The sequence below is a fragment of the Shimia sp. MIT1388 genome (assembly GCF_047124445.1).
In the GTDB taxonomy this organism is placed as follows: domain Bacteria; phylum Pseudomonadota; class Alphaproteobacteria; order Rhodobacterales; family Rhodobacteraceae; genus Shimia.
In genome coordinates this window covers 1,839,144-1,864,643 of record NZ_CP138921.1, presented here as the reverse complement: position 1 = coordinate 1,864,643, position 25,500 = coordinate 1,839,144, and the positions used below count along the sequence as shown (strand labels likewise).

The 25,500-nt window shown below is 58.5% G+C and carries 27 protein-coding genes; 19 read left to right on the top strand and 8 right to left on the bottom strand.

The genetic code is table 11. From position 1 onward, the window contains the following. Positions 1-483 precede the first annotated feature (483 nt). The 6 genes from odhB to SIB92_RS09125 form a co-directional block, all read right to left on the bottom strand. Positions 484-1,971, bottom strand: a complete 1,488-nt coding sequence (gene odhB, locus SIB92_RS09150; protein ID WP_412555494.1) for a 2-oxoglutarate dehydrogenase complex dihydrolipoyllysine-residue succinyltransferase — start codon at positions 1,969-1,971, stop codon at positions 484-486. A gap of 3 nt (positions 1,972-1,974) precedes the next feature. Beyond that, positions 1,975-4,935, bottom strand: a complete 2,961-nt coding sequence (locus SIB92_RS09145; RefSeq protein WP_412555493.1) for a 2-oxoglutarate dehydrogenase E1 component — start codon at positions 4,933-4,935, stop codon at positions 1,975-1,977. Positions 4,936-5,186: 251 nt separating this feature from the next. Next, positions 5,187-6,068 carry a succinate--CoA ligase subunit alpha gene (sucD, locus tag SIB92_RS09140; protein ID WP_294116436.1) on the bottom strand — a complete coding sequence of 294 codons (882 nt, stop codon included), beginning with the start codon at positions 6,066-6,068 and terminating at the stop codon, positions 5,187-5,189. 26 nt (positions 6,069-6,094) lie between these two features. Then, positions 6,095-6,607 carry a hypothetical protein gene (locus SIB92_RS09135; protein WP_412555492.1) on the bottom strand — a complete coding sequence of 171 codons (513 nt, stop codon included), beginning with the start codon at positions 6,605-6,607 and terminating at the stop codon, positions 6,095-6,097. A gap of 66 nt (positions 6,608-6,673) precedes the next feature. Beyond that, complete coding sequence (gene sucC, locus SIB92_RS09130; protein WP_294116434.1) at positions 6,674-7,867, bottom strand: ADP-forming succinate--CoA ligase subunit beta; 1,194 nt, start codon at positions 7,865-7,867, stop codon at positions 6,674-6,676. A 285-nt stretch (positions 7,868-8,152) separates the two neighbouring features. Beyond that, on the bottom strand, positions 8,153-8,557 hold the full coding sequence (locus SIB92_RS09125; RefSeq protein ID WP_412555491.1) for a hypothetical protein: 405 nt from the start codon (positions 8,555-8,557) through the stop codon (positions 8,153-8,155). A 200-nt stretch (positions 8,558-8,757) separates the two neighbouring features. On the opposite strand from SIB92_RS09125, the gene SIB92_RS09120 reads away from it, so the two are divergent. Then, positions 8,758-9,756, top strand: coding sequence for a glycosyltransferase family 2 protein (locus tag SIB92_RS09120; protein ID WP_412555490.1), 999 nt, complete (start codon positions 8,758-8,760; stop codon positions 9,754-9,756). A gap of 52 nt (positions 9,757-9,808) precedes the next feature. On the opposite strand, the gene mdh is transcribed toward SIB92_RS09120, so the two are convergent. After that, on the bottom strand, positions 9,809-10,771 hold the full coding sequence (gene mdh, locus SIB92_RS09115) for a malate dehydrogenase (RefSeq protein ID WP_294116429.1): 963 nt from the start codon (positions 10,769-10,771) through the stop codon (positions 9,809-9,811). Positions 10,772-10,994: 223 nt separating this feature from the next. Here mdh and SIB92_RS09110 point away from each other — a divergent pair, with 223 nt between their 5' ends. Together SIB92_RS09110 and SIB92_RS09105 are read left to right on the top strand one after the other, a co-directional pair. Beyond that, positions 10,995-11,198, top strand: coding sequence for a hypothetical protein (locus SIB92_RS09110; protein ID WP_294116428.1), 204 nt, complete (start codon positions 10,995-10,997; stop codon positions 11,196-11,198). Between the two features lie 75 nt (positions 11,199-11,273). Further along, positions 11,274-12,014 (top strand): sulfite exporter TauE/SafE family protein, encoded by a 741-nt coding sequence (locus tag SIB92_RS09105; protein WP_412555489.1) that lies wholly within the window; start codon positions 11,274-11,276, stop codon positions 12,012-12,014. 12 nt (positions 12,015-12,026) lie between these two features. Here SIB92_RS09105 and SIB92_RS09100 read toward each other — a convergent pair whose 3' ends face one another. Next, the gene (locus SIB92_RS09100) at positions 12,027-12,344 is read right to left on the bottom strand and encodes a hypothetical protein (RefSeq protein ID WP_294116425.1); all 318 of its coding nucleotides are present in this window, start codon (positions 12,342-12,344) and stop codon (positions 12,027-12,029) included. A gap of 310 nt (positions 12,345-12,654) precedes the next feature. Between SIB92_RS09100 and SIB92_RS09095 the strand changes: the two genes are divergently transcribed. The 16 genes from SIB92_RS09095 (at position 12,655) to SIB92_RS09020 (ending at position 25,447) form a co-directional block, all read left to right on the top strand. Next, positions 12,655-13,509, top strand: coding sequence for an HpcH/HpaI aldolase/citrate lyase family protein (locus tag SIB92_RS09095; protein ID WP_412555488.1), 855 nt, complete (start codon positions 12,655-12,657; stop codon positions 13,507-13,509). A gap of 39 nt (positions 13,510-13,548) precedes the next feature. Beyond that, positions 13,549-14,097 (top strand): NnrU family protein, encoded by a 549-nt coding sequence (locus SIB92_RS09090; protein ID WP_412555487.1) that lies wholly within the window; start codon positions 13,549-13,551, stop codon positions 14,095-14,097. A 4-nt stretch (positions 14,098-14,101) separates the two neighbouring features. After that, positions 14,102-14,305 (top strand): DUF1737 domain-containing protein, encoded by a 204-nt coding sequence (locus tag SIB92_RS09085; RefSeq protein WP_294116420.1) that lies wholly within the window; start codon positions 14,102-14,104, stop codon positions 14,303-14,305. After that, positions 14,305-15,336: a MaoC family dehydratase gene (locus SIB92_RS09080; RefSeq protein WP_412555486.1), complete on the top strand. Its 1,032-nt coding sequence runs from the start codon at positions 14,305-14,307 to the stop codon at positions 15,334-15,336. The genes SIB92_RS09085 and SIB92_RS09080 overlap by 1 nt, the downstream gene beginning before the upstream one ends. 8 nt (positions 15,337-15,344) lie before the next feature. Beyond that, positions 15,345-16,097, top strand: a complete 753-nt coding sequence (locus SIB92_RS09075; protein WP_412555485.1) for a DUF4344 domain-containing metallopeptidase — start codon at positions 15,345-15,347, stop codon at positions 16,095-16,097. A 100-nt stretch (positions 16,098-16,197) separates the two neighbouring features. Continuing rightward, complete coding sequence (locus SIB92_RS09070; protein ID WP_412555484.1) at positions 16,198-16,815, top strand: DUF1194 domain-containing protein; 618 nt, start codon at positions 16,198-16,200, stop codon at positions 16,813-16,815. A gap of 259 nt (positions 16,816-17,074) precedes the next feature. Further along, positions 17,075-17,458, top strand: a complete 384-nt coding sequence (gene sdhC, locus SIB92_RS09065) for a succinate dehydrogenase, cytochrome b556 subunit (RefSeq protein ID WP_412555483.1) — start codon at positions 17,075-17,077, stop codon at positions 17,456-17,458. Between the two features lie 11 nt (positions 17,459-17,469). After that, positions 17,470-17,841, top strand: a complete 372-nt coding sequence (locus SIB92_RS09060; protein ID WP_412555482.1) for a succinate dehydrogenase, hydrophobic membrane anchor protein — start codon at positions 17,470-17,472, stop codon at positions 17,839-17,841. A 23-nt stretch (positions 17,842-17,864) separates the two neighbouring features. Next, complete coding sequence (gene sdhA / locus SIB92_RS09055; protein WP_412555481.1) at positions 17,865-19,673, top strand: succinate dehydrogenase flavoprotein subunit; 1,809 nt, start codon at positions 17,865-17,867, stop codon at positions 19,671-19,673. Beyond that, positions 19,673-20,227 (top strand): hypothetical protein, encoded by a 555-nt coding sequence (locus SIB92_RS09050; RefSeq protein WP_412555480.1) that lies wholly within the window; start codon positions 19,673-19,675, stop codon positions 20,225-20,227. The genes sdhA and SIB92_RS09050 overlap by 1 nt, the downstream gene beginning before the upstream one ends. Positions 20,228-20,273: 46 nt before the next feature. Further along, positions 20,274-21,092 (top strand): hypothetical protein, encoded by an 819-nt coding sequence (locus tag SIB92_RS09045; protein WP_412555479.1) that lies wholly within the window; start codon positions 20,274-20,276, stop codon positions 21,090-21,092. A gap of 53 nt (positions 21,093-21,145) precedes the next feature. Continuing rightward, a complete protein-coding gene (locus tag SIB92_RS09040) occupies positions 21,146-21,925 on the top strand; it encodes a succinate dehydrogenase iron-sulfur subunit (protein WP_295174972.1) in 780 nt (259 codons plus the stop codon). Between the two features lie 188 nt (positions 21,926-22,113). Continuing rightward, positions 22,114-22,266 carry a hypothetical protein gene (locus SIB92_RS09035; protein ID WP_412555478.1) on the top strand — a complete coding sequence of 51 codons (153 nt, stop codon included), beginning with the start codon at positions 22,114-22,116 and terminating at the stop codon, positions 22,264-22,266. Positions 22,267-22,403: 137 nt separating this feature from the next. Then, positions 22,404-24,044, top strand: coding sequence for an FAD-binding dehydrogenase (locus tag SIB92_RS09030; protein WP_412555477.1), 1,641 nt, complete (start codon positions 22,404-22,406; stop codon positions 24,042-24,044). Positions 24,045-24,102: 58 nt separating this feature from the next. Further along, positions 24,103-24,537: a DUF4399 domain-containing protein gene (locus SIB92_RS09025; RefSeq protein ID WP_412555476.1), complete on the top strand. Its 435-nt coding sequence runs from the start codon at positions 24,103-24,105 to the stop codon at positions 24,535-24,537. A gap of 49 nt (positions 24,538-24,586) precedes the next feature. Then, entirely contained in the window at positions 24,587-25,447 is an 861-nt protein-coding gene (locus SIB92_RS09020; protein ID WP_412555475.1) for an urea carboxylase-associated family protein, read from the top strand. The last annotated feature ends 53 nt before the right edge of the window (positions 25,448-25,500 follow it).

The window sequence follows — 25,500 nt, the reverse complement described above, 5'->3', positions numbered from 1 at the left end:
TGCACGTCTGCATAGCGTCGGTATTGCGTCTGTATCGCGGAGGTGGGGAAATGGGGGGCTGAGTGTGGGAAGGGGCGCTGCCCCTGAGGCATCTGCGATGCCTCTACCCCGGGATATTTGAGGTAAGAAGAAGCTTTCATTTTTTCTCAGCCTGTTTCGGAACGTCAGCCCGCCATAGAAACGCGTAGAATATGGTTTGAAGAGGAAAGCCGACGTAGCAAAGAAAAAGAAAAACTGCCCCTCTTCCCTTTGGCCATGCCAAAATGTCGTGATGCCAGACAAGGCACAAAAGAATTGCCGAGGTACCGAAAACTAGGCTGCGAAGAGTCTTCTCTTTATTTGAACACTTACCCCAGCGATTCAAAGCACACCTCCGCTCGTGCCATGTGAGGCACGGGCAGCGCACGACCCTCCCCACGGGAGGGCGCTTCACGCCCACCCAGGGTCGTGCGCTGCCCTCTGTGAGGAAGGTCGGCCATCAGATCAGAGATCCATCAGCAGGCGGCGTGGGTCTTCCAGCGCTTCTTTCACGCGTACAAGGAAGGTCACAGCACCTTTGCCGTCCACGATGCGGTGATCGTAGGACAGGGCCAGATACATCATCGGACGGATCACAACCTGACCGTTGATCGCCATTGGACGGTCCTGAATTTTGTGCATGCCGAGGATACCGGACTGCGGTGGGTTCAGGATCGGGGAGGACATCAGGGAGCCATAGACACCACCGTTGGAGATGGTGAAGGTGCCACCCTGCATTTCCGCCATGGAGAGCTTGCCGTCACGGGCGCGCTTGCCTTTCTCGGAGATCGCTTTCTCGATGTCGGCAAAGGACATGGCGTCCGCGTCGCGGATCACGGGCACAACCAGACCCTGCGGGGTGCCGGCGGCCACACCCATGTGTACGTAGTTTTTGTACACGATGTCGGTGCCGTCGATTTCTGCGTTCACCTCAGGCACTTCTTTCAGCGCGTGCACACAGGCTTTGGTGAAGAAGGACATGAAGCCGAGACGCACGCCGTGCTTCTTCTCGAACTGGTCTTTGTACTGGCTGCGCAGTGCCATCACCTCGGTCATGTCGACCTCGTTGTAGGTGGTCAGCATGGCTGCGGTGTTCTGGCTGTCTTTCAGACGACGGGCGATGGTTTGACGCATCTTGGTCATCTTCACGCGCTCTTCACGGGCCGCGTCGTCAGCAGCAACCGGTGCACGTGGCGCGGCGGCTGGGGCCGGGGCTGCGGCGGCCGGGGCCAGCGCGGCTTTCAGCACGTCTTCTTTCATGATGCGCCCGTCGCGGCCGGTGCCGGTCACGGAAGCGGCGTCGATGCCTTTTTCCGCCATCAGCTTGTTGGCGGAAGGGGCGTTTTCGACATCAGCGGACCCGGCAGGCGCGGCTGCGGCAGCTGGAGCGGCAGCAGGGGCTGCGGCTGCAGAGGCAGACGCGCCACCGATCACGGCCAGTTTGGCGCTTGCGTCCACAGTGGTGCCTTCTGGTGCGAGGATTTCGGAGAGCACACCGGCGGCAGGCGCAGGCACCTCAACGGAGACCTTGTCGGTTTCCAGCTCGCAGAGCATTTCGTCCTGCGCAACAGTGTCACCCACGGCTTTGAACCATGTGGACACAGTGGCTTCGGTTACAGACTCGCCCAGGGTTGGGACCATCACGTCCACCGCGTCGCCACCACCGGCAGCAGGGGCTGCGGCGGCTGGTGCTGCGGCTGGCGCTGGTGCGGCGCCTTCGCCCGCGGTGATCATCGCCAGCAGGGCGTCAACACCCACGGTGTCGCCCTCGGCAGCGACGATCTCACCCAGAACGCCCGCAGCCGGGGCCGGGACTTCGACGGTCACCTTGTCGGTTTCCAGCTCGCAGAGCATTTCGTCAACGGCTACCGCATCACCCGGCTTTTTGAACCAGGTGGCAACGGTGGCTTCGGTGACGGATTCGCCAAGGGTAGGGACTCGAACTTCGGTCATGGATCAATTTCCTTCCATGGAGAGCGCGGCATCCACCAGCGCTGCTTGTTGGGCTTTGTGTTGGCTTGCCAGTCCGGTGGCAGGGGAGGCGGAGGCCGGGCGGCCTGCGTAAACCGGACGGGTGTGTTTGGCTTTGATGCGGGTCAGGGCCCATTCGATGTTGGGCTCGATGAAGGACCACGCGCCCTGGTTCTTGGGCTCTTCCTGACACCAGACCATTTCCGCATCTTTGAAGCGTTCAAGCTCCTTGATCAGCGAGTGGGCCGGGAACGGATAGTATTGCTCAATCCGCATCAAGTAGATGTCGTCGATGCCACGGGCGTCACGCTCTTCGAGCAAGTCGAAGTAGACTTTGCCGGAGCACATGACGACGCGTTTGACGTCCTTGTCCTTCTTCAGCTTGGTGTCGGAGTTGCCTTTTTCAGCATCATCCCACAGTACGCGGTGGAAGGAGGAGCCATCGGTGAAGTCTTCCGCCTCAGAAATGCAGAGCTTGTGACGCAGCAAGGATTTTGGCGTCATCAGGATCAGCGGTTTCCGGAAGGTGCGGTGTAGCTGACGGCGCAGGATGTGGAAGTAGTTGGCTGGCGTGGAGCAGTTCGCCACGATCCAGTTGTCGCCACCACACATCTGCAGGAAGCGTTCCAGGCGGGCAGAGGAGTGCTCTGGACCTTGGCCTTCGAAACCATGTGGCAGCAGAACGGTGAGACCGGACATCCGCAGCCATTTGCTTTCGCCGGAGCTGATGAATTGGTCAAACATGATCTGTGCGCCGTTGGCGAAGTCACCAAACTGAGCTTCCCAGAGCGTCAACGCGTTAGGTTCCGCCAGCGAGTAGCCGTACTCGAAGCCGAGCACCGCGTATTCAGACAGCGCGGAGTCAATGACTTCGTACTGGCTCTGGCCGGCGCGGATGTTGTTGAGCGGGTAGTAGCGCTCTTCGGTGTCCTGGTTGATGATGCCGGAGTGACGTTGGGAGAAGGTGCCACGGGTGGCGTCCTGACCTGCCAGACGGACCGGGTAGCCTTCGGTCAACAGAGAGCCAAAGGCCATGGCCTCTGCGGTGGCCCAGTCAAAGCCTTTGCCGGAGGAGAACATCTTGCCACGGGTGTCGAGAAGACGGCCCACGGTTTTGTGCAGCGGGAAGCCTTCTGGCACGGTGGACAGGGACTTGCCGATCTCCGCCATGGTTTCTGGCTTGATCGAGGTCTGGCCGCGTTCGTAGTCTTCGCCGCGTTTGTCGAGGTGGGACCAGCGGCCGTCGAGCCAATCCGCCTTGTTGGGCTTGTACTCTTTGCCGGTCTCGAACTCTTCGTTCAGATGGGCCTGGAAGGAGGCTTTCATGTCCTCGATCTCGCCCTCTGGGATGAGGCCGTCTTTCACCAGACGTTCGGTGTAGAGCGTCAGCGTGGTTTTGTGCTTCTTGATGCGCTTGTACATCACCGGGTTGGTGAACATGGGCTCGTCGCCCTCGTTGTGACCAAAACGGCGGTAACAGAACATGTCGATGACGACATCTTTCTGGAACTTCTGACGGAATTCCGTTGCCACTTTTGCCGCGTGTACAACCGCCTCTGGGTCGTCGCCGTTCACGTGGAAAATCGGCGCTTCCACAACCAGCGCGTTGTCGGTTGGGTATGGCGAGGAGCGGGAGAAGTGCGGTGCGGTGGTGAAGCCGATCTGGTTGTTCACCACGATATGCATGGTGCCGCCGGTCTTGTGGCCCTTCAGGCCGGACAGCGCAAAACACTCTGCCACAACGCCTTGACCTGCAAAAGCTGCATCGCCGTGCAGCAGGATCGGCATCACAGCGGTGCGTTCATCGTCGTTGAGTTGGTCCTGCTTGGCGCGAACTTTGCCCAGAACAACCGGGTTCACCGCCTCAAGGTGGGAGGGGTTTGCGGTCAGCGACAGGTGCACTTCGTTGCCGTCAAATTCGCGGTCTGAAGAGGCGCCGAGGTGGTATTTCACGTCGCCGGAGCCGTCGACGTCTTCGGGCTTAAAGCTGCCGCCCTGGAATTCGTTGAAGATCGCGCGGTAGGGCTTGGCCATCACGTTGGCGAGGACCGACAGGCGGCCACGGTGAGGCATACCGATCACGATCTCTTTCAAGCCGAGGTTGCCGCCGCGTTTGATCACCTGCTCCATGGCCGGGATCAGGCTTTCACCACCGTCCAGACCAAAGCGCTTGGTGCCCATGTATTTCACGTGCAGGAACTTCTCAAAGCCTTCGGCTTCGACCAGTTTGTTCAGGATCGCTTTGCGGCCCTCGCGGGTGAAGCGGATTTCTTTGTCGTAGCCTTCGATGCGCTCTTTCAGCCAGCTCGCTTCTTCGGGGTTGGAGATGTGCATGTATTGCAGCGCGAAGGTGCCACAGTAGGTGCGCTTCACGATGTCCATGATCTGGCGCATCGTGGCGATGTCGAGCCCCAGCACTTTGTCGATGAAGATCGGGCGATCCATGTCGGCGTCAGAGAAGCCGTAGGACTTTGGATCAAGCTCCGGATGCGGGGTCTGGTCGCGCATACCCAGTGGGTCAATGTCGGCGATCAGGTGGCCGCGAATACGGTAGGCGCGGATGATCATCAGGGCGCGGATGGAATCCAGCACCGCGCGTTTGATGGCTTCGTCAGAGACCTCAACGCCTTTTTCGGCGGCTTTCTCTTTGATCTTTTTGCCAGCGGCTTTGGCTTCGGCCGGTTCCGCCCATTCGCCGGTCAGGCTTTGGGTCCAGTCGTCATTGGGCTGTGGCGGCCAATCAGCGCGCGCCCAGGAGGGGCCAGCGGCCTCTGCCTTTACATCAAGCTCCGCATCGCCGAGCTGGCGGAAGAACTCCTGCCAGACTTCGTCAACCGCATTGGGGTCGGCGGCGTAGCGGGCGTACATCTGTTCGAGGTATTCCGCATTGTGCCCCTGCATAAAGGAGGAGGCGTGGAAGATGTCGTTTGGCGACTGTTCGGTCATGATGGCACCTCATGAAGGATGGGACCGGTTTTTGGTTGGCCCCGTGCAGGGCTGGTTTGGGGTAGATGAACGCGGGAATGTTTCAAAAGACTTAGCGCAGGTTGCGCGGAAACCTAGTTTTTCGCGTTCACCTTTCAGTTATGGGCCCGACGGCAACGCCGGGCAGCGCCAGAACCTCCCCATGGGAGGGCGTTTACACGTCCTCCCAGGTTCGGGCGTTGCCCAATGGTGATATGCCGGGCGGCAGGCATTTAGCCGATCGCTTTGAGCACAGCTTCGCCGAGGCCGGCTGGGCTGTCTGCGACGACGATGCCAGCTTCCTGCATCGCGGCGATCTTGTCTTCGGCACCACCTTTGCCACCGGCAACAATCGCACCGGCGTGGCCCATGCGGCGGCCGGGAGGCGCTGTGCGGCCCGCGATGAAGCCAGCAGTTGGCTTCCAGCGGCCTTTTTTGCGCTCGTTGGCGAGGAATTCTGCGGCTTCTTCTTCCGCGGAACCACCGATCTCACCAATCATGATGATGGACTGGGTCTCGTCATCCGACAGGAACATGTCCAGCACGTCGATGTGCTCGGTGCCTTTGATTGGGTCGCCGCCGATGCCCACAGCGGTGGACTGACCCAGACCGATGTCTGCGGTCTGCTTTACCGCTTCGTAAGTCAGGGTGCCGGAGCGGGACACAACGCCCACGGAGCCACGCTTGTGGATGTGGCCCGGCATGATGCCGATTTTGCAGGCGTCAGGCGTGATCACACCTGGGCAGTTAGGACCGATCAGGCGGGAGGCAGAGCCTTCCAGCGCGCGCTGTACCTTCATCATGTCCAGCACAGGAATGCCTTCGGTGATACAGATGATCAGTTCCATTTCCGCATCAATGGCCTCGAGGATCGAGTCCGCTGCGAAGGGCGGAGGCACATAGATCACGGACGCGTTGGCTTCGGTCTTGGCTTTGGCGTCATGTACCGAGTCAAAGACCGGCAGGCCGAGGTGTTCCATGCCACCTTTGCCCGGGGTCACGCCGCCGACCATTTTGGTGCCATATGCGATGGCTTGTTCAGAGTGGAAGGTGCCCTGAGAGCCAGTGAAGCCCTGACAGATTACCTTGGTGTTTTCGTCTACGAGAATAGCCATGTTAGCTTCTCCTTTTGAAATTTGTATCAGCGACTTCTGCGTTGGATGTCGAAGGTCATAGTGTTTGCGTAGTTGCTAATCTCGTGTTCGCCGGTGAGGCGCATCGGGATGCCGTTAGCAACAAAATCGAAGTTTCCGTCAGTCTTGCTTGTGAACTTGTATCCCGCAGCTTCCAACGCTCCGACCCAAGTTGTGCCGATGACATTGAAGTCGTCTTGCTCGTTTGAGTAGTACACTGAGCAACCTTTGCCTGGCGCGAAATAGAGCGAAGCTTTTTCGAAAGCCAAAGCTTGGTTGGGAAGCTTAAAGTAGGTGCCTGCTGGCGCCTTTCGGGACGGTTCATATTGCACGTATCCGAGCGCGTTAACGCGCGAATAGTTGGGCTGTTTTCCGCGAGCGGCATCGATGCAGCTCGGGATCACAGCTTCGGCAAGCGGCAAATTGCGGGAGGTTTGTTCGGCCCGCTCTTCAGGGGTCGGTGGCGATACACAGGCCGCCAACCCCAACGCTGCTGCTGCAAAAAGGACTAGATTCTTCATTCTAGACAGTACCTAACGTTTGGTCGCAATCGAAGGCGGACGCCTTGCCGGCGTCCGTCAGCTGACTTAGCCTTTAACCGCTTTCACGATTTTCTCGGCACCGTCGGACAGGTTGTCCGCCGCGATCACATCAAGACCGGAGGTGTTGATGATCTCCTTGCCGGCTTCCACGTTGGTGCCTTCGAGGCGCACAACCAGAGGAACCTGCAGGCCAACTTCTTTCACCGCGGCCACAACGCCCTCTGCGATCACGTCACAGCGCATGATGCCGCCGAAGATGTTCACGAGGATGCCTTTGACGTTTGGATCAGAGGTGATGATCTTGAACGCTTCGGTCACTTTCTCTTTGGTTGCACCGCCGCCCACGTCGAGGAAGTTGGCAGGCTCTGCACCGTAGAGTTTGATGATGTCCATGGTGGCCATTGCGAGGCCCGCGCCGTTCACCATGCAGCCGATTTCACCGTCCAGCGCGATGTAGTTGAGGTCGTATTTGGACGCCTCAAGCTCTTTTGGATCTTCTTCGGTTTCATCGCGAAGTTCGGCGATGTCCGCGTGGCGGTAGATGGCGTTGCCGTCAAAACCAACCTTGGCGTCGAGCACTTTCAGTGCGCCGCCTGGCATGACGATCAGCGGGTTGATCTCCAGCTGCTCCATGTCTTTTTCCATGAAGGCTTTGTAGAGAATGCCCATCAGTTTCACGCATTCTTTCACCTGTGCGCCTTTCAGGCCCAGGGAGAAGGCAACGCGGCGGCCGTGGTATGGCTGGTAGCCGGTGGCCGGATCAACGGAGAAAGACAGGATTTTCTCAGGGGTGGCTTCGGCCACCTCTTCGATGTCCATGCCGCCTTCGGTGGAGCACACGAAAGACACGCGGGAGGTCTGACGGTCGACCAGCAGAGCCAGATACAGCTCACGCTCGATGTCGGAGCCGTCTTCGATGTAGATGCGGTTGACCTGCTTGCCCGCTGGGCCGGTCTGGTGGGTCACAAGGGTGCGACCCAGCATCTTTTTGGCTTCCTCGGCGGCTTCTTCAACCGATTTGGCGAGGCGGACACCGCCTTTTTCACCTGCGTCGGCTTCTTTGAAAGAGCCTTTGCCGCGTCCACCTGCGTGGATCTGCGCCTTCACAACCCAAAGTGGGCCGTCAAGTTCGCCGGCGGCGGTTTTTGCGTCTTCTGCTTTCAGAACGGCGCGGCCTTCGGACACCGGAGCGCCGTAGGAGCGAAGCAGGGCTTTCGCCTGATATTCGTGGATGTTCATGGAACTGTCCCATCTTGCTGCGATTGGAGCGTTTCTGGCACAGTCCTGTCGAGCCGATAAGCAAATTCGACAGGAATGGTGGATTTTTTCTTATTTGTGATCACAGTGTGAAAATGTGTGATCACAAATTGGGGTTGCTCGGCGGAAAGTCGCACAAGTTAAATAAATTGCCTGTGAAATAAGGGGATGCGCCGGCGACTCGGATTGCGGTGCAGCGTTACCGCAAACGGATTGGCGGCGCGAGGACGCGGTGGCGCGTCCCCTGTTTCAGGTGCTGAGTAGGGATTAGGGGCGCGTGGCTGGGTAGATTGTTGTTGTGACAACTCCGTCGGTATAGGCGACAGGCAGCCCCGTGGCGGTGGCTTGTGCCTGCATGGTTTCCAGTCGGGCTGTGTCAAACGCGGTTTCGTCACCGACCGAAAGATTTGTGGCTGTGGTGTGGGCACAGGAGGTGACGCCGGAAGGTGTTGTGACCAGGGTCGCGCCTTGCGGGCAGGTGACAACGGCGTTGGCAGGCACCGTCGATGTGTAGCCGCGGGACGGGGTGCGGTTGTTTGGACCCGGAGTGACAGGCGATTGGGCCTGTGGTCCTGCGCGCACGCTGCGGTCCGAGGTGGTTTGCGGATTGCCGCAGGCTGTGAGCGTAACAAGCGACAGAAGGGTGACGGGCAGAGCCAGGCGATAAAACATTTGGGGCCTCAAACAGATTGGTCAAAAGACTTGGGGGCGCGGGGCGCGTACATGCAGAAAGTGTAGGCAGTTTGGTCGTCAGCGCAACCAAAAGGAAAAATTTGACAGTCCCGCGCGCATTGGTGTTTTACAAGGCGCGCTGTCTCCCGCATTCAGGGGGCGCATTTTGCGCCGGTATGGCATCGATTTGGAGAAGACATTTGCGTTGGGATATTGTGACAACGGCGTTTGAGCCGACGGCGGTGACTTTGGGGTTTCTGGCGCATCACGTGGATTTGGGGGTGAACCGCATTTGGTTGCATCTCGACGCGCCCAACGCAGAGCTGGAAGCCATTGTCGGGGACCATCCGCAGATCCGGATCATCAACTGTGACGACGCCTATTGGGCGGCAAGTGCCAATGGCGCGCGTCCGTGGGACTTCCGGGTGCGCCAGACCATCAATGCCGACGCCGCAATGGCGCAGAGTGACGCGGACTGGATCGCGCATATTGATGCGGACGAGTATGTCACCAACACTGGCGCGCTTTTTGCGTTCCTGGATCGGCAACCAAAAGAGATTTTGACGGTCGTCGTGCGCAATGGGGAGCGCGTGCACCAACGAGGGCAGACCCCGGCGCATGTCTTTGCAGGCGCCTTCCGGTTGCCGTTTCCGCCCAAGATCCACCGCGCCTTGCCGGTGTTATATGGTCAGTACAACCGGTATCTTCAAAAAGGCTTGGCGGGGTATTGGCATGGCAAAGCCTTTACACGGGTGTCGTCTGGGCTGCGACTGGCCCTACACCGCGCCAAACTGCCGGAAGGTATGAAGGTCCATCAGGGACAGAGTGAATTTCCGGAGCGCGTCATTTTGCATTTTGACGGCATGACCAAGGCGCATTGGCTGGACAAGATGCGCAAGAAGGCGCCGGACGGGAAAGTGCTGAAGCCGCACAATCCAGCGCGCATTCGGCAGGCGCAGGACGTGTGGGACCACCGTGACAACAGCGACTATCTGGATGACCTGTACCGTCACGTCAAAGAGATCAGCGGTTTTCAGGGGCTGATGCTGCGCTTGTTGGGACGCATGACACCATCGGATGTGGATGTTCCCGCCAAGATCAAAAAGGTGTTCCCGGAAGCGCAGGTGGATCTGTCCCCGGCGGCGGTGGATGCCGCGCTTAAGGATATTCAGGACGGGCGGGTGCCCACCAGTTTCTAAAACAAAAAAGGCGCCGCAATGGGCGCCTTTTTCAAATCTGTCGTGCTGTGGCTTAGGCCAGGGAGCCGTCGATGCCTTTGCAGGCGTCCACGAGGCCTTTTACGGCGTTCACGGAGGTGTCGAACATTTCCTGCTCTTCTTTGTTGAGCTTGATGTTCACAACCTTCTCAACACCACCGGCACCGATCACGGTTGGCACGCCAACATACATGTCTTTCACGCCCAGGTCGCCGTCACAGTAAGCCGCACATGGCAGTACGCGCTTCTGGTCTTTCAGGTACGCTTCGGCCATTTCGATGGCGGAGGCGGCTGGCGCGTAGAAGGCGGAGCCGGTTTTCAGCAGGCCAACGATTTCGGCGCCACCGTCACGGGTGCGCTGAACCATGGCGTCCAGTTTTTCCTGTGTGGTCCAGCCCATCTCGATCAGGTCTGGCAGAGGAATGCCGGCAACGGTGGAGTAGCGTACGGAAGGCACCATGGTGTCGCCGTGGCCGCCCAGAACAAAGGCAGTTACGTCGCGCATGGACACGTTGAATTCTTCGGCCAGGAAGTGGCGGAAGCGTGCGGAGTCCAGAACACCCGCCATGCCGCAGACTTTGTGCGTTGGCAGGCCGGAGAATTTCTGCAGCGCCCAAACCATCGCGTCCAGCGGATTGGTGATGCAGATCACAAACGCGTCTGGCGCGTTGTCGCGGATGCCTTCGCCCACGGACTTCATCACTTTCAGGTTGATGCCCAGCAGGTCATCACGGCTCATGCCTGGCTTACGCGCCACACCTGCGGTCACGATGCAGACGTCTGCGCCAGCGATCGCGGAGTAGTCGGAGGAGCCGGACATAGCGGCGTCGATTTTCTCGACCGGGCCGGATTCTGCGATGTCGAGCGCCTTGCCCTGTGGCAGGCCGTCAGCGATGTCAAAAAGTACAACGTCACCAAGTTCTTTGATTGCAGCGAGGTGGGCGAGCGTGCCGCCGATGTTACCTGCGCCGATGAGGGCGATCTTTGGTCGTGCCATGGGATCTATCTCCGGTCCGGTTGATTATCGGGGGGTGGCTTAAGTCGAATTTGGCGTTGACGCAAGTGTTTGAAGCCGGAGGCGGCCCAGCTGTCGCACCTGTGATCACGGCGTAGAGGGGCAAATTCTTGCGCAATTTGTATGGTTTGGCACGCTTGATTTGGCGCGGCGGCTGTGAGTAGATGTGCGGGATAATTCACAGGCTTCTTTGAGGACCAAAAAAATGAAAACGACTCTGAAAACCCTGATGGCGCTGACTTTGGTGGCCATGACCGTCTCCGCTTGTGGCGGCGGCAACGCGACCACAAACGTGCAGGCTGTGAGCGTTGGCGACCAGTTGGCGTCGCTGGAAAAAGCCTATGCGGACGGTCTGGTGACAGAGAAGGAATACAAGGATCAGCGTAAGAAGATTCTTGACGGCAAGTAAGTGCACTTACGCTGCTTTGCAGCATGAGTTGCCTCGATTTGCAGCAGGCGCATCCTTGGGTGCGCCTGTTTTTGTATGACTGATTCTCTCACATTCTGGATATTGGCGCCGGTTGCGGTGCTGTTTGCCGGTGTTTCCAAAGCCGGGTTTGGCTCTGGCGCGGCTTTTGCTAGCGCGGCCGTTCTGGCGTTGATCCTGCCGCCGGTGCAGGCGTTGGGGCTGATGCTGCCCTTGTTGATGTTGGTCGATCTGGTGACGCTGAAGCCTTATTGGGGCAAGTGGCGCTGGCCAGAGGCGCAGGTGCTGATTCTGGGGGGATTGCCCGGTGTGGCGGGCGGTGTTGTGCTGTTTCGTGTGGCCAATGATGACGTGCTGCGACTGTTGATTGGCGCTGTGTCGCTTGGTTTTGTGATCTGGCAACTCTGGCCGAGGGCGCAGGCACGGCAAAAAATGCCGGTGCGGGCCGGATTGCTCGCGGGGGGCGTGGCCGGGTTCACCAGCTTTGTCAGCCATGCGGGTGGACCGCCGGCGGCGGTTTATCTGCTGTCTCGGGGGATGGGCAAAACCGCCTATCAGGCCACCACCGTGTTGGTGTTCTGGGCCATCAATATCGCGAAGTTTGTGCCGTATGCGTTTCTCGGCGTGTTTACCGTCGAGACCCTGCGCGCGGGTGCGCTATTGGCACCATTCGCGCTGCTTGGGGCATGGGGTGGTGTGAAGCTGCATCACGCCGTTTCAGAGCGGGTCTTTTTTGCGTTGACCTATACGCTCTTGTCGATCACCGGCGTGAAGCTGATTTTTGACGCGCTTTTTTAAAGGCGTATGACATCAGGCGTCGTCACCTTTGGCAGGCAGAGCTTCGGCAAGCTTTTCATAGGCTTGGCCGGTTGCCATCAGACAGGTGGAGCCATTTGGCATGGTGACGGTGATGGTCCAGCTGCCGGAATCTTCCGAAGCAAAAATCTCCACCATGGCGCCCTGCGTGCCAAGACCAAGCGCCTGACGGGATTCCCCGTACTTCTGGGCCAGACGTTCCACAACAAGGTCGCGGGTGGCGCAGTGTTGCAGGTTCTGTGCCTGGGCGATTGAGGTGGCGCAGATCGAAAGGCCAAGACCGGCCGTCAGGGTCAAAAAAGTGCGTTTCATGTGGTTTCCTCTCATAAAGAAGGCATGTGCGCGCCTTTTGCACGCCATGGATTTCAAAGCTCTCGCCTCTTCTTATGATCGCGGTCCTTTTGAACCGTCTTTGCGTTCCTCCCACAGGAAGCGATGGGATGAGTGTGCGCAGGTCGGGGCTTAAAAATGGTTAACGTAACGATTTTATTGTTTCCAAAAGCGCGACATTTGGCGCATCTGCTTGAGAAGGTGTGAGACTTTTCTGCGATGCGGCAAAAATGTTCTTGAAGTTTTCTGAGAAAAATGCACCTCTCTGCGCAACATAATTGCGGAGAGAGTCATGGATCAGCGCGCGCGCCCCTATCGTTCGGTTCTTTACATTCCCGGGTCCAAGGACCGTGCTTTGGAAAAAGCACGCGGGTTGCCGGTGGATGCCATCATCTTTGATCTGGAAGATGCTGTGGCACCGGATGAGAAGGAAAACGCCCGTGCCACATTGGCCGATGCGCTAACTCAGGGCGGGTATGGCAGTCGAATGCGGATTGTGCGGATCAATGGTCTGGACACGCAATGGGGCGAGGCGGACGCCAAGGCGGCAGCGGCGATGGACTGCGACGCGGTACTATTGCCTAAGGTGGAGAGCGCGGCGCAAGTTGACGCGTTGGCCGCATTGATTGGCGATAAGCCGATTTGGGCGATGATGGAAACACCGCGCGGCATGTTGAATGCAGCGGAGATTGCCGCGCACCCTCAGCTGACCGGCTTTGTAATGGGCACCAATGACCTCGCCAAAGAGCTGCAAACCCGTTTCCGTCCCGACCGTTTGCCGATGATGGCAGGGCTTGGATTGTGCCTTCTCGCCGCCAAGGCCGAAGGCATTGTGATTGTCGACGGTGTCTATAACGCGTTCAAAGATGCGGATGGGCTGAAGGTGGAATGTGATCAGGGCCGCGACATGGGTTTTGACGGCAAAACTCTGATCCATCCGGCGCAGGTGGATGTGGCCAATGCGGCCTTTGCGCCAAGCGATGCGGAGATCGATCTGGCGAAGCGTCAGATTGCAGCGTTTGAAGAGTGCGAAGCCAGCGGACAGGGCGTGGCCGTGGTGGATGGCAAGATTGTCGAAAACCTGCACGTTGTCACTGCGCGTGAAATTTTGGCGAAGGCAGATGCAATCGCCGCGCTGGAAGGTTAACTCTTACCCCACAACCAAATAATCCAGCGAGGGAGCGAGATGACATTATTGGTTCTTGGGGTGGTTTTGTGGGCTGCGGCCCATCTGTTTAAACGAGTCTTGCCGGACGTGCGTGCCGGTATGGGTGACAAAGGCCGCGGGCCGGTGGCCCTAGCGTTGCTGGCGTCGGTGGTGCTGATGATCTTTGGCTTCCGCATGGCGCCGCATATCGACATCTGGTATCCGGAGAACTTCCTGCGCCACATCAACAACCTGTTGGTGCTGATCGCGATCTTCCTGATGAGCCCGGCACCGCGCAAAGGCAAATTGTTCAACAACATGCGTCATCCGCAGCTGACCGGCTTTGGTCTCTGGGCGTTTGCGCATTTGTTGGTGAATGGCGATGTGGCCTCGCTGATCCTGTTTGGTGGTCTGTTGCTGTGGGCTGTGATGGAGATTGTGGTGATCAACCGCGCGGAACCGGACTGGACGCCAACTGAAACCGGCAGCATTGCCAAAGACGGCATGTTCCTTGTGGCCTCCCTTGTGCTAATGGCGGCAATCGGCTGGGTGCACGCCTGGCTCGGTTACCCGGTATTTGGAGGCTAACAGCATGAAACTTTATCGTTTTCTTTCTGAGGAAGACACGTCGGCGTTTTGTCACAAGGTGACGGACGCGCTTAACAAGGGGTGGGAGCTGCATGGCTCACCAACACAGACCTTCTGTCAGGCCACCGGCGTGATGCGCTGTGGCCAGGCGGTCGTGAAGGAAGTGGATGGCACCTACACCCCGGAGACCAAACTGGGAGAACACTGATGGCCAAGACCAATCCGGGCCGGTTTTTTGAAGACTACACGCTGGGTCAAGTGATCGAGCACGCGGTGCCGCGCACCGTGGGGGCAGGGGAGCGGGCGCTGTACCATGCGCTGTACCCTGCGCGTCATGCGCTGTACTCGAGCGACGAGTTTGCGCGGGCCTCTGGTCTGCCGCAGTCGCCGCTTGATGATCTGGCAGCGTTTCACGTGGTCTTTGGCAAAACGGTTCCGGATGTGTCGCTCAACGCGGTGGCAAACCTCGGCTATGCCGAAGGGCGCTGGCTGAAGCCGGTCTATGCCGGGGACACGTTGCGCAGCACGTCCGAAGTGATTGGTCTGAAGCAGAACTCCAACGGCAAGACCGGCGTGGTTTATGTGCGTACTCGCGGCATGAACCAGCGTGACGAGGTTGTCATGGAATATGTGCGCTGGGTCATGGTGCGCAAACGCGATACGGAAGCCCCGGCGCCAGAGACGGTGGTGCCGGAGCTCTCCAAAGTGATTGATCCTGCCGATCTGGTGATCCCGGAGGGGCTGGATTTTTCCAACTATGATTTTGCTCAGGCGGGGGAAGCCCATCGCTGGGGTGACTATGAGGTTGGTGAGACCATTGATCACGTCGACGGTGTGACGCTGGAAGAAGCCGAGCACATGATGGCGACGCGGCTATGGCAGAACACCGCCAAGGTGCATTTTGACGCGACTTTCCGGCCCGATGGGCAACGTTTGATTTACGGCGGGCACATCATTTCCTTGGCGCGGGCGTTGTCTTTCAACGGTCTGGCCAATGCGCAGATGATTGTCGGATTGAACGGTGGTGCGCATGCCAATCCGGCGTTCTCTGGTCTGACGGTCAAAGCGTGGTCTGAGGTGCTGGACAAGGCGGAAACCTCGGCGCCGGGTGTGGGCGCGATCCGCTTGCGTCTGGTCGCGACAAAAGGCGGGGAGCCGTTTGCGCTGAAAGGCGAGGACGGGAAATACCAGCCGGATGTGCTGCTTGACCTTGACTACTGGGCGCTGATGCCGATGTGATCGGTCTCATGTTGAGACCACTTTGCACCGCCGCCGCACTTGCTCTGGCCTGTCCAGCACAGGCCGAGCTTTCCTTTGACACCACGAGCGATGACACCATCGCTTATGTCGAGAGCAACCTGCTTGGGATCTTCTATCACGAGCTTGGTCATGCGCTAATCGATATCCTTGGTTTGCCGATTTTTGGGCAAGAGGAAGATGCGGCGGATGTGCTGTCAATCTTTCTGATTGACGCGTTCTATGAAGAAGAGAGCGCAGTGCAGCTAGCCTATGATGCGGCCTTTGGCTTCCTTGGCGAAGCCGAGGCCAATTCTGAAATTGCGTTCTGGGATGTGCATGGGCCGGATTTGCAGCGCTATTACAACACGGTGTGTTTGTTCTATGGCGCCAACCCAGATGAGCGCGAGGATGTTGCGCAGGATTTGGGGCTGCCGGAAGAGCGCGCCGAATATTGTCCGGAAGAGTACGATCAGGCGGCGCAAAGCTGGGGCGGGGCACTGGATGAGATTGTACATGACGCAGGCGGTAAAACCCTGACGTTGGGCGATTTTGAAGTGGATAGCGATGGCGGTTCGCTGACGGCGGACGTTGTGCGTGCGGAAGTGGATGCGCTCAATCAGGAGTTCCGCCTGCCAGAGGATTTGCTGATTTCGGTGATTCCCTGTGGCGAGGCCAATGCCTATTACGATCCGCAGCGGGCCGAGATCGTGATGTGCACCGAGTTTGCCGATGCGCTGGTGGAGATGGCGCCGGAGATGTGAGCCACACAAGGACGTGAGAGGATTTTTGCGCGACCTGCGCTAAGGTGGCGGTATGATCCTACGGCTTTGCCTTTTTCTTTTGCTTTGTGGTCAGGCCCCTATGGCCCGTGCCTGCGATCTGGCGTTGTTGTTGGCGGTGGATGTGTCTGGCAGCGTGGATGCGTCGGAATATGACATTCAAATGGGCGGCCTGGCGGCCGGCTTGCGCGACGGCATTGTGGTGGAGGCTTTGATCAAGGCGGAAGCGGCGGTGGCGGTGATGCAATGGACCGGGGCGGACCGTCAGGTGATGTCGGTGCCTTGGATGCGGGTGCGCAACGGGGCGGAAGCGTCTGCCTTGGCGGCGGCGGTGGACGCCGCGCCTCGGGGCTGGCGGCGATACTCCACGGCAATTGGAGATGCGCTGACGCGGGCGGCGCAAGAGTTTGAAGCGGGACCGACGTGTCGCCGGATGGTGCTGGATGTGTCCGGGGATGGGCCGTCCAACGAAGGCTCGGCACCGGACGAAGGACGCAAACGGCTGGGGCGCATGGGGGTGACAGTCAATGGGTTGGTCATTGAAGCCGATGAAGAGGACCTCACCGGATACTATTGGGAAAATGTGATCACAGGGCCGGGCGCGTTTGTGGTGACGGCCAATGGCTTTGAGGAATACCCCAAACGGATTCGGCAAAAGCTGGTGCGGGAGGTGGCGCAGCAGTTATCCGCCCTTGAGTGATAGTAGGTTTTTGACCCTGAATTTGTGAGCGCAAACATGACGTGATGTTCTGTGCTTGGCAGATTCACCGCAATCGCCTCAAATTTTCCCGACAAAAAGAGTCCAACTCGCCTACGTGATCACATTTGAAAATGTGTGATCACAAAAGCGCAAAAATCCATGGCATTGCGCCAAAAAACCACGGCATTTAGGGTATCGTAACCGTGACAAGATGCAAAAAAGCGGTAAAACGAACTCAGCTAACCGGAAAGGAGCCAATATGGCCGATGTCAATCGGGGCAACCGCCCGCTTTCGCCTCATTTGAGTATTTACCGTCCGCAGATGACCTCCGGGTCGTCCATCATGGTTCGCATCAGCGGTCTCGGCGTGCTGGGTGTGGCCCTCTTTGTTGTGTGGTGGCTTGTTGCTGCTGCAACCTCCGAGAGCGCTTTCGCTGGCATCAACGGCTTCATGCAGAGCTGGTTTGGTGGGCTGCTGCTGACCGCGGCAACCTGGGGCCTTTGGTATCACACGCTGGGTCGTCTGCGTCACGTGGTCTGGGATCTGGGGTACTGCTTTGACGTGAACACGTCTGAGCGCATGGGCCTGGGCATGTTTATCGGCGCAACTGTGCTGACCATCATCACCGTGATTGCGGTGTAAGGAGAGACAGGATGCGATATCTGACTGACCGCAAACGCGCGATGGGCCTTGGCTCCGGTCGCACCGGCACCCAGGCACATTGGCAGATGATGGTGCGCTCTGTGATCATGGGCGTGCTGGCGCCGCTGTTCATCTTCACCGTCGGCTGCGGCCTTGGCGGCTCTTATGAAGAGGTGATTGCCTACTTCAGCCGTCCATTCCCGGCGATTGTCACTGGCCTTGGTCTGGTTGTGGGCCTGGTACAGCTGATGAATGAAGCGCAGGAAGCGATTGAAGACTATGTGCATGGCACGGCTGGCAAACTGCTGCTGGTGGCAAACAAGGCGTTTTGCTTTGCGTTGATCGCGGCAAGCCTGTTTGCGCTTGTGAAGCTCGCCCTGTGACCCCTGCGTGAGGATCTAAGAAGATGACTGCAGCATATGAATATGAAACCCACGAATATGATGTCGTGGTTGTGGGCGCCGGCGGCGCCGGTCTGCGCGCGACGCTGGGCATGGCTGAACAAGGCCTGCGCACCGCCTGTGTGACCAAAGTTTTCCCAACCCGCTCGCACACGGTTGCGGCGCAGGGTGGTATCGCGGCGTCCCTGTCCAACATGGGCCCGGATAACTGGCAGTGGCATATGTATGACACTGTGAAAGGCTCTGACTGGTTGGGTGACACCGACGCGATGGAGTACCTCGCACGGGAAGCGCCCAAAGCGGTTTATGAGCTGGAACACTACGGTGTGCCGTTCTCCCGTACCGAAGAAGGCAAGATCTACCAGCGTCCATTTGGTGGTCACACCACCGAGTTTGGGGAAGGCCCAGCCGTGCAGCGGACCTGTGCGGCGGCGGACCGGACCGGTCACGCGATCCTGCACACACTCTACGGTCAATCGGTCAAGAACAACGCCGAGTTCTACATCGAGTATTTCGCGCTTGATCTGATCATGTCTGAAGACGGTCAGTGTCAGGGTGTGGTCTGCTGGAAGCTGGACGACGGCACCATGCACGTCTTCAACGCGAAGATGGTTGTTCTGGCGACTGGTGGCTATGGCCGTGCGTATTTCTCTGCAACCTCCGCGCACACCTGTACTGGTGATGGTGGCGGCATGGTGGCCCGTGCGGGTCTGCCGTTGCAGGACATGGAGTTTGTACAGTTCCACCCAACCGGTATCTACGGCTCCGGCTGTCTGATCACCGAAGGCGCGCGTGGCGAAGGTGGCTACCTGACCAACTCCGAAGGTGAACGCTTTATGGAGCGTTACGCGCCACAGTATAAAGACCTTGCGCCACGGGATTATGTTTCCCGTTCCATGACCATGGAAATCCGCGAAGGCCGTGGTGTGGGTGAGAATGGTGATCACATTCACCTGAACCTCAACCACCTGCCAGCCGAAGCGCTTGCCGAACGTCTGCCGGGTATTTCCGAGTCCGCGAAAATCTTCGCGGGAGTGGATGTGACCAAAGAGCCGATCCCGGTTTTGCCAACTGTGCACTACAACATGGGCGGTATTCCAACCAACTATTGGGGTGAGGTGTTGAACCCAACCGCAGAAGATCCGACCGCTGTTGTGCCGGGTCTGATGGCTGTGGGTGAAGCGGGCTGTGCCTCTGTGCATGGTGCGAACCGTCTGGGCTCCAACTCCCTGATCGACCTCGTGGTGTTTGGCCGCGCATCTGCCATCCGCGCCGGTAAGGTTGTGGATGCAGAAGCGCCAAACCCTGTGCTGAACCAGGCGTCTGTGGACAGCGCGTTTGATCGTTTTGACAACCTGCGCAACGCCAAAGGTGGCGCGCCGACTGCGGAACTGCGTCTTGAGATGCAGCGCACCATGCAGGCGGATGCAGCGGTGTTCCGGACCGACAAAACGCTGAAAGAAGGCGTTGAGAAGATGACGGCGATTGCGGCGAAGATCGATGATCTGCACGTGACCGACACCTCTCTGGTGTGGAACAGCGACCTGATGGAAACGCTGGAACTGACCAACCTGATGCCAAACGCGCTGGCGACGATCCACGGTGCGGAAGCCCGTAAGGAAAGCCGTGGCGCGCACGCGCATGAGGACTATTCCGAGCGTGATGATGAGAACTGGCGTGTGCACACTGTAAGCCGTGTCGATGGCAACAAAGTGGACCTCAGCTATCGTCCGGTGATCAAAGATCCTCTGACCAATGAAGACGAGGGTGGCATCAGCCTGAAGAAGATCGCTCCAAAAGCGCGGACCTTCTGATGAAAGCGCTGGGTTTTGGACTTTGTATGGCTGTTGCCGGTTTGGCGACGCAGGTTTCGGCAGAGACCTCGGTTGTTGTTGAGCAGGTGCAGTCCTGTATGTCCAAAACCCGTGCGCCTGGCAGCTATTTGGTGGCGGTGCACAAAGAGGTGCCAACTGTCATGGCCGCCACAGGCGGCACCGAGACAGGCGTTGTGAAAATCAACGACTGTCTGGCGGACACCTATGACGTGCAGTTCAGCGCGGCGCTGTCCACGAGCAATGCGGCGAGCAAAGAGCTCGTGGCGCAATGCCATCGCAAGGGCAACGCGCATTTGATCGTGGGCACGATTGTCACGGCTGCGACATTTGCCGCCGTGGGCACCGCCAACGAATTCTGGCTGCTGTTTGGGGCCGGTGTTGGTGGGGCGTCTATTGGCCGGGGGATCAAGTACAAGATGTCCTGTAACCAATTGGCAGACCCGAATTACCAGAGCGGCAAGCAGATTGATGTCGCGACCGGCTGTCCCAAACATGCGGACGTGATGCACGGTGGGAGCCGCTATTGCCGGTAAGCTGTTTGGCATATGATCTGCACGCTGTGCTGCGGGAGGGCCTGTGATGTCATCGCGTCGCGTAATTGTGCATATTGGGGCCCAGAAGACCGGCTCCACCTCGTTGCACCGCTTTCTGGCGCGCAACCGGGACGCATTGGCCGAACGGTTGGACATTCGTGTTCCGTCCAAAGGCTCTCTGACGCGGGAGTTGGGGCGGACCTGCACGCTTTACAGTATGCGGCCCGCGAAACATGAGGCGGACCTCGTTGCGCTGATAACGCAGGTGCGCGATGAGCTCGACGGTGACGATCGGGTCTGTGTCATCAGCCACGAGAACATCTGTGGCGCGATGATGGGACGGTCGGATGTGCGGGATGTGTTCCCGCGTTTGTCAGATATCCTGCGTTTGTTTGAGCAGCATCTTGCGCCGTTTGTGCCGGACTACGTGCTGTACACCCGCGAGATGCAGGGCTGGAAGCGCAGCGTGCACAATCAGGCAGTGAAGTCTGATGGCTATGCAGGCACGCAGGAAGTTTTCCTGGCGGAGACCGCAGACAGCCGTGGCTGGGAGGCGGTGCAGGCTGAGATGGAAGGTTTGGTGGGGGCGGGCCGCGTGCGTGTGTTTGCGTTGGAAGACGAGACCACACCAGAGCGCCCGGGACGGCAGCTGTTGCGTTTTGCTGGATTGACCGATGCCGAGATCGATACGCTAGAGCCGCTGGCCGGGCGGTCCAATCAGAGCCTCAACCCCGGGGCCTTAGAGTTTATGCGTCAGCTCAATGAGTTGGCGCTCGCGCAGCCCGCCCGCAAACAGGTGGCCGAGCTGATTAAGAACAATCAAACGCTTTTTGCTGATGGTCCGATGCCGTCACAGAAAGCCTGAACAGGAACGAAGGTATGCGCATCGCGCGCGCCCACGTATAGGAAGGAAAGACCATGGTCGAATTTGCCCTCCCCAAGAACAGCCGGATTGTGACTGGCAAGACCTGGCCCAAGCCAGAAGGTGCGACCAACGTGCGCAAGTTCCAGATTTACCGCTGGAACCCGGACGACGGTAAAAACCCGCAGATCGACACATATTTCCTCGATATGGACAAATGTGGCCCGATGGTGCTGGACGCGCTGATCAAGATCAAAAACGAGATTGACCCAACGCTGACGTTCCGCCGCTCTTGCCGTGAAGGCATCTGTGGTTCCTGTGCGATGAACGTAGACGGGATCAACACGCTGGCCTGTATTTATGGTCTGGACGAGATCAAGGGCGACGTGAAAATCTATCCACTGCCGCATATGTCGGTGGTGAAAGACCTGATCCCGGATCTGACGCACTTTTATGCGCAGCACGCGTCGATCATGCCGTGGCTGGAAACCAAGACCAACCGTCCGGCCAAAGAGTGGCGCCAGTCCATCGAGGACCGCAAAAAGCTGGATGGTCTGTATGAGTGTGTGATGTGTGCGTCTTGCTCTACCTCTTGCCCAAGCTACTGGTGGAACGGTGACAAATACCTCGGCCCAGCGGCGTTGCTGCACGCCTATCGCTGGATCATTGACAGCCGTGATGAGGCCACTGGCGAGCGTCTGGACGAGTTGGAAGATCCGTTCAAGCTGTACCGCTGCCATACCATCATGAACTGTGCCAAGACCTGCCCGAAAGGTTTGAACCCGGCAAAGGCGATTGGCGAGATCAAGAAGATGCTGATCGAGCGCCACGTTTAAAACGACGTTTCAGAGATTTCAAAAGCCCGCCTGTTTCAGGCGGGCTTTTGCTTTGGGCAAAGATGTATCCCACCGCATACATTTGCAATTTTTGCATAGCGTCGTTGCAGGATCGACGGTTTACGGGCGCGTAATCCAACTTAAATTGGCGGGCGAGGGAGGACACCGGATTTACATGGAGTACCCCAATGTCCGCGTCTAAAAACGAGAGCCCTGAAGATTTTGCCGTCCGCGCGCAGGAAGCACTGGAACAGGCCTATGGCTATTACACCCAGCCACCGCGCATTGCAGAGGTGAAACCGTCTAGCGAGACCTATTACGAGTATGTGAAGGCTGCCTAAGCCGCATATGCTTGAGATGAGGAGCGCTCCGAGTTTTCGGGGCGCTTATTGTTTGCCGCAAGGCTCTGACGTTAGGTCTGGCTTGTTGCTGTGGGGCGGCTGCGGCTAGCCTTTCTCGAAACAGGGGAGGATGAGCCATGACCGATGTGATCATCGTGGGCGGCGGCTTGGCAGGGCTTGTGGCGGCCAATGAGGCGGCAAGCCGCGGGCGCAAGGTGCTGCTGCTGGATCAGGAAGGTGAGCAGAGCCTGGGGGGGCAGGCGTTTTGGTCGCTGGGTGGTTTGTTCATGGTGGATACGCCGGAACAGAGGCGTATGGGGATCAAAGATACACCGGAACTGGCCTATGCCGATTGGATGGGATCGGCGCAGTTTGATCGGCCTGAAGATGACAATCCACGCAGGGTGGCGGAAGCTTATCTGGAGTTTGCATCGGGCGAGATGCGTAGCTGGCTGCAAAGCATCGGCATGCGCTGGTTTCCGATTGTTGGATGGGCCGAGCGCGGCGGGGAGATGGCGCATGGGCATGGCAATTCTGTACCGCGGTTTCACATCACCTGGGGGACGGGGCCGGGCGTGGTTGCGCCGTTTGAGCGGCTGGTCAGGGAGCATGTGTCCGGGGGGGGGATTGAGCTGGCATTCCGACGCAAAGTCACTGAGCTGATTGTGGAAAATGGCGTCGTGAAAGGCGTGCGCGGGCAGGTGCTTTCTCAGGATGACGCAGAGCGTGGGCGCTCGACGACTCGGGAAGTGGTCGGCGACTTTGAGCATCGCGCGGAGGCGGTGGTAATCACCTCCGGCGGGATTGGCGGGGACCACGACATGGTGCGGCGCTATTGGCCGGAGGAGCGGCTGGGAAAAGCGCCAAAGCTCATGGTGGCCGGGGTGCCGGACTATGTGGATGGACAGATGCAGCGGGTGGCAGAAGGGGCTGGGGCAGGCATCATCAATGGCGACCGGATGTGGCATTATACCGAAGGCTTGGCAAACTGGGACCCGATCTGGCCAAACCACGGCATTCGCATTTTACCAGGGCCGAGTTCGATGTGGTTTGACGCCTTGGGTGACCGTATGGAAGCGCCATATCTACCAGGATTTGACAGTTTGGGGACGCTCAAGCGGATACTGTCGACAGGGCACGAGCACAGCTGGTTCATTCTGACGCAGAAGATCATCGAGAAAGAGTTCGCCTTGTCGGGCTCTGAGCAGAACCCAGACTTGACCTCCGGCAAGTGGTCTGAAGTGCTCAAACGGCGGGTGATGAACAAAGGTGCGCCGGGGCCAGTGGAGGCGTTTAAGGACCATGGGGAGGATTTTGTCGTGGCTGGTTCGCTGGAGGAACTGGTTGCCGGCATGAACAAGGTCACGCCGGATGTGCCTGTCACACTTGAGAAAATCCGGTCACAGATTGAAGCGCGGGATGCGCAGATTGACAACGCATACTGCAAGGATGCGCAGGTGACTGCCATTCGCGGGGCACGAAACTATCGCGGGGATCGGTTGATCCGCACAGCCAAGCCGCATCAGATTTTGGACCCGAAGAACGGTCCGCTGATTGCAGTGCGCTTGAACATCCTGACGCGGAAGTCCCTTGGCGGGTTGCATACCGATGTCACCGGACAGGTGCTGCGGCCAGATGGGAGTGCGTTTGAGGGGCTGTTTGCGGCTGGAGAAGTCGCTGGCTTTGGCGGTGGTGGGTATCACGGCTACAACGCTTTAGAGGGGACATTCCTTGGCGGGTGTATCTTCTCCGGAAGAGCGGCTGGACGGAGCGTCTAGATCGGAGTCTGATCTGTGTTATCCTCCCAATATTGTTAAAAAGTTGGGAGGAAACGTTATGAAGAAACTTGTGGCCGCATTGGCGATTATGCTGAGTTCTCAGGCCTTTGCAGGGGAAACGCCGTCGCCGGATGGAGCGAAGGTGTATTTCATCAACCTCAGTGATGGCGATTCTGTGGAGGCGCCGTTTGTGGTGAACTTTGGCCTGTCCGGCATGGGGGTTGCGCCTGCGGGGACGGAGAAAGAGAACACCGGACATCACCATATTTTCATCAACCGCCCGCCGCTTGGTGAAGGTACGGACGATGCGGAGCTAATGGAGAACGGGGTGCCAACCGACGACAACCACAAGCATTTTGGCGGTGGTCAGACCGAGGTGACGTTGGATTTGCCCGCTGGCACGCACACGCTACAGCTGGTTTTGGGGGACGAGTTTCACGTGCCGCACAACCCGCCTGTGGTGTCTGAAGTGATCACCATCACTGTGAAATAACACGGTTTTTTGCATTGCAAGACCGTCTGGTCGGGGGCAGGATCGGGGCATGACAGATATGCCTTTGCCCCCCGCCGATGCAGCCGAGCGCCGCGCCATCAAGCCGGTTATCTGCTACCCAAATGAGACGCTGCCGGAGGCGCCGATGGCGCTTTATAAGGCGGCGTGTGAGACTGCTACGAAGGTTGATGAGGTGCTGATACCGGCGCGGGATGCGCGGTGTTTTGAAGTGCCTGCGGGGCAGTTTTTTCGGGTTTCTTCCGTGGAAGGGCCGCAGGTTGGGGACTTGAATCTGTGGAATTCCAAAGACCTGAGTGAGAGGTTTTTCTCCGGTAAAACAAGGGCTTTGCACGGTACGCACATCACCATTGGGGAGCGGATGTGGAGCAGTCTGCCAACCCTGCGACCTATGGCGACCATCGTGGAGGATACGTTGGGCTGGTACGGCATCGATGCCTATGGCGGCTCGGTGCATGACGTGATTGGCACGCGGTGCGATCCGTATACCGGCAACCTGTTGGCGGGGGGGCATTACCACTATTGCTGCCACTCCAATCTGACGCGGGCTTTGGCGGCGCATACGGGCATGTCCTTGCAGGAGGCGGAGCCCTATGTGCATGATGTTCTTAATGTTTTCATGTGCACAGGCTTCACGCGGGACACGGGGCAGTACTTCATGAAAGCCAGTCCGGTGCGGCCGGGGGACTATCTGGAGTTCTTTGCCGAGATTGATCTTTTGGGGGCGCTGAGCGCCTGTCCGGGGGGCGATTGTTCCAGTGAGCACAGCTCTGACTCGGCGGCGTGTTATCCGATGCTGGTGGAGGTGTTTGCGCCGGAAGAGGGCGCTTTGGGGGACTGGAAACCACCTGCGGTCAACGGCTACGACGGAAGCCATGGAGTGCCGCGTTAACCGTCAAAAACCACGTCGGTATTCTGTCGGTATCACGACTGTTTCGCGGAGGT

Coding starts and splice junctions, on each gene's coding strand:
- odhB (WP_412555494.1), bottom strand. CDS start 1,971: ATGACCGAAGTTCGAGTCCCTACCCTTGGCGAATCCGTCACCGAAGCC.
- SIB92_RS09145 (WP_412555493.1), bottom strand. CDS start 4,935: ATGACCGAACAGTCGCCAAACGACATCTTCCACGCCTCCTCCTTTATG.
- sucD (WP_294116436.1), bottom strand. CDS start 6,068: ATGGCTATTCTCGTAGACGAAAACACCAAGGTAATCTGTCAGGGCTTC.
- SIB92_RS09135 (WP_412555492.1), bottom strand. CDS start 6,607: ATGAAGAATCTAGTCCTTTTTGCAGCAGCAGCGTTGGGGTTGGCGGCC.
- sucC (WP_294116434.1), bottom strand. CDS start 7,867: ATGAACATCCACGAATATCAGGCGAAAGCCCTGCTTCGCTCCTACGGC.
- SIB92_RS09125 (WP_412555491.1), bottom strand. CDS start 8,557: ATGTTTTATCGCCTGGCTCTGCCCGTCACCCTTCTGTCGCTTGTTACG.
- mdh (WP_294116429.1), bottom strand. CDS start 10,771: ATGGCACGACCAAAGATCGCCCTCATCGGCGCAGGTAACATCGGCGGC.
- SIB92_RS09110 (WP_294116428.1), top strand. CDS start 10,995: ATGAAAACGACTCTGAAAACCCTGATGGCGCTGACTTTGGTGGCCATG.
- SIB92_RS09105 (WP_412555489.1), top strand. CDS start 11,274: ATGACTGATTCTCTCACATTCTGGATATTGGCGCCGGTTGCGGTGCTG.
- SIB92_RS09100 (WP_294116425.1), bottom strand. CDS start 12,344: ATGAAACGCACTTTTTTGACCCTGACGGCCGGTCTTGGCCTTTCGATC.
- SIB92_RS09095 (WP_412555488.1), top strand. CDS start 12,655: ATGGATCAGCGCGCGCGCCCCTATCGTTCGGTTCTTTACATTCCCGGG.
- SIB92_RS09090 (WP_412555487.1), top strand. CDS start 13,549: ATGACATTATTGGTTCTTGGGGTGGTTTTGTGGGCTGCGGCCCATCTG.
- SIB92_RS09085 (WP_294116420.1), top strand. CDS start 14,102: ATGAAACTTTATCGTTTTCTTTCTGAGGAAGACACGTCGGCGTTTTGT.
- SIB92_RS09080 (WP_412555486.1), top strand. CDS start 14,305: ATGGCCAAGACCAATCCGGGCCGGTTTTTTGAAGACTACACGCTGGGT.
- SIB92_RS09075 (WP_412555485.1), top strand. CDS start 15,345: ATGTTGAGACCACTTTGCACCGCCGCCGCACTTGCTCTGGCCTGTCCA.
- SIB92_RS09070 (WP_412555484.1), top strand. CDS start 16,198: ATGGCCCGTGCCTGCGATCTGGCGTTGTTGTTGGCGGTGGATGTGTCT.
- sdhC (WP_412555483.1), top strand. CDS start 17,075: ATGGCCGATGTCAATCGGGGCAACCGCCCGCTTTCGCCTCATTTGAGT.
- SIB92_RS09060 (WP_412555482.1), top strand. CDS start 17,470: ATGCGATATCTGACTGACCGCAAACGCGCGATGGGCCTTGGCTCCGGT.
- sdhA (WP_412555481.1), top strand. CDS start 17,865: ATGACTGCAGCATATGAATATGAAACCCACGAATATGATGTCGTGGTT.
- SIB92_RS09050 (WP_412555480.1), top strand. CDS start 19,673: ATGAAAGCGCTGGGTTTTGGACTTTGTATGGCTGTTGCCGGTTTGGCG.
- SIB92_RS09045 (WP_412555479.1), top strand. CDS start 20,274: ATGTCATCGCGTCGCGTAATTGTGCATATTGGGGCCCAGAAGACCGGC.
- SIB92_RS09040 (WP_295174972.1), top strand. CDS start 21,146: ATGGTCGAATTTGCCCTCCCCAAGAACAGCCGGATTGTGACTGGCAAG.
- SIB92_RS09035 (WP_412555478.1), top strand. CDS start 22,114: ATGTCCGCGTCTAAAAACGAGAGCCCTGAAGATTTTGCCGTCCGCGCG.
- SIB92_RS09030 (WP_412555477.1), top strand. CDS start 22,404: ATGACCGATGTGATCATCGTGGGCGGCGGCTTGGCAGGGCTTGTGGCG.
- SIB92_RS09025 (WP_412555476.1), top strand. CDS start 24,103: ATGAAGAAACTTGTGGCCGCATTGGCGATTATGCTGAGTTCTCAGGCC.
- SIB92_RS09020 (WP_412555475.1), top strand. CDS start 24,587: ATGACAGATATGCCTTTGCCCCCCGCCGATGCAGCCGAGCGCCGCGCC.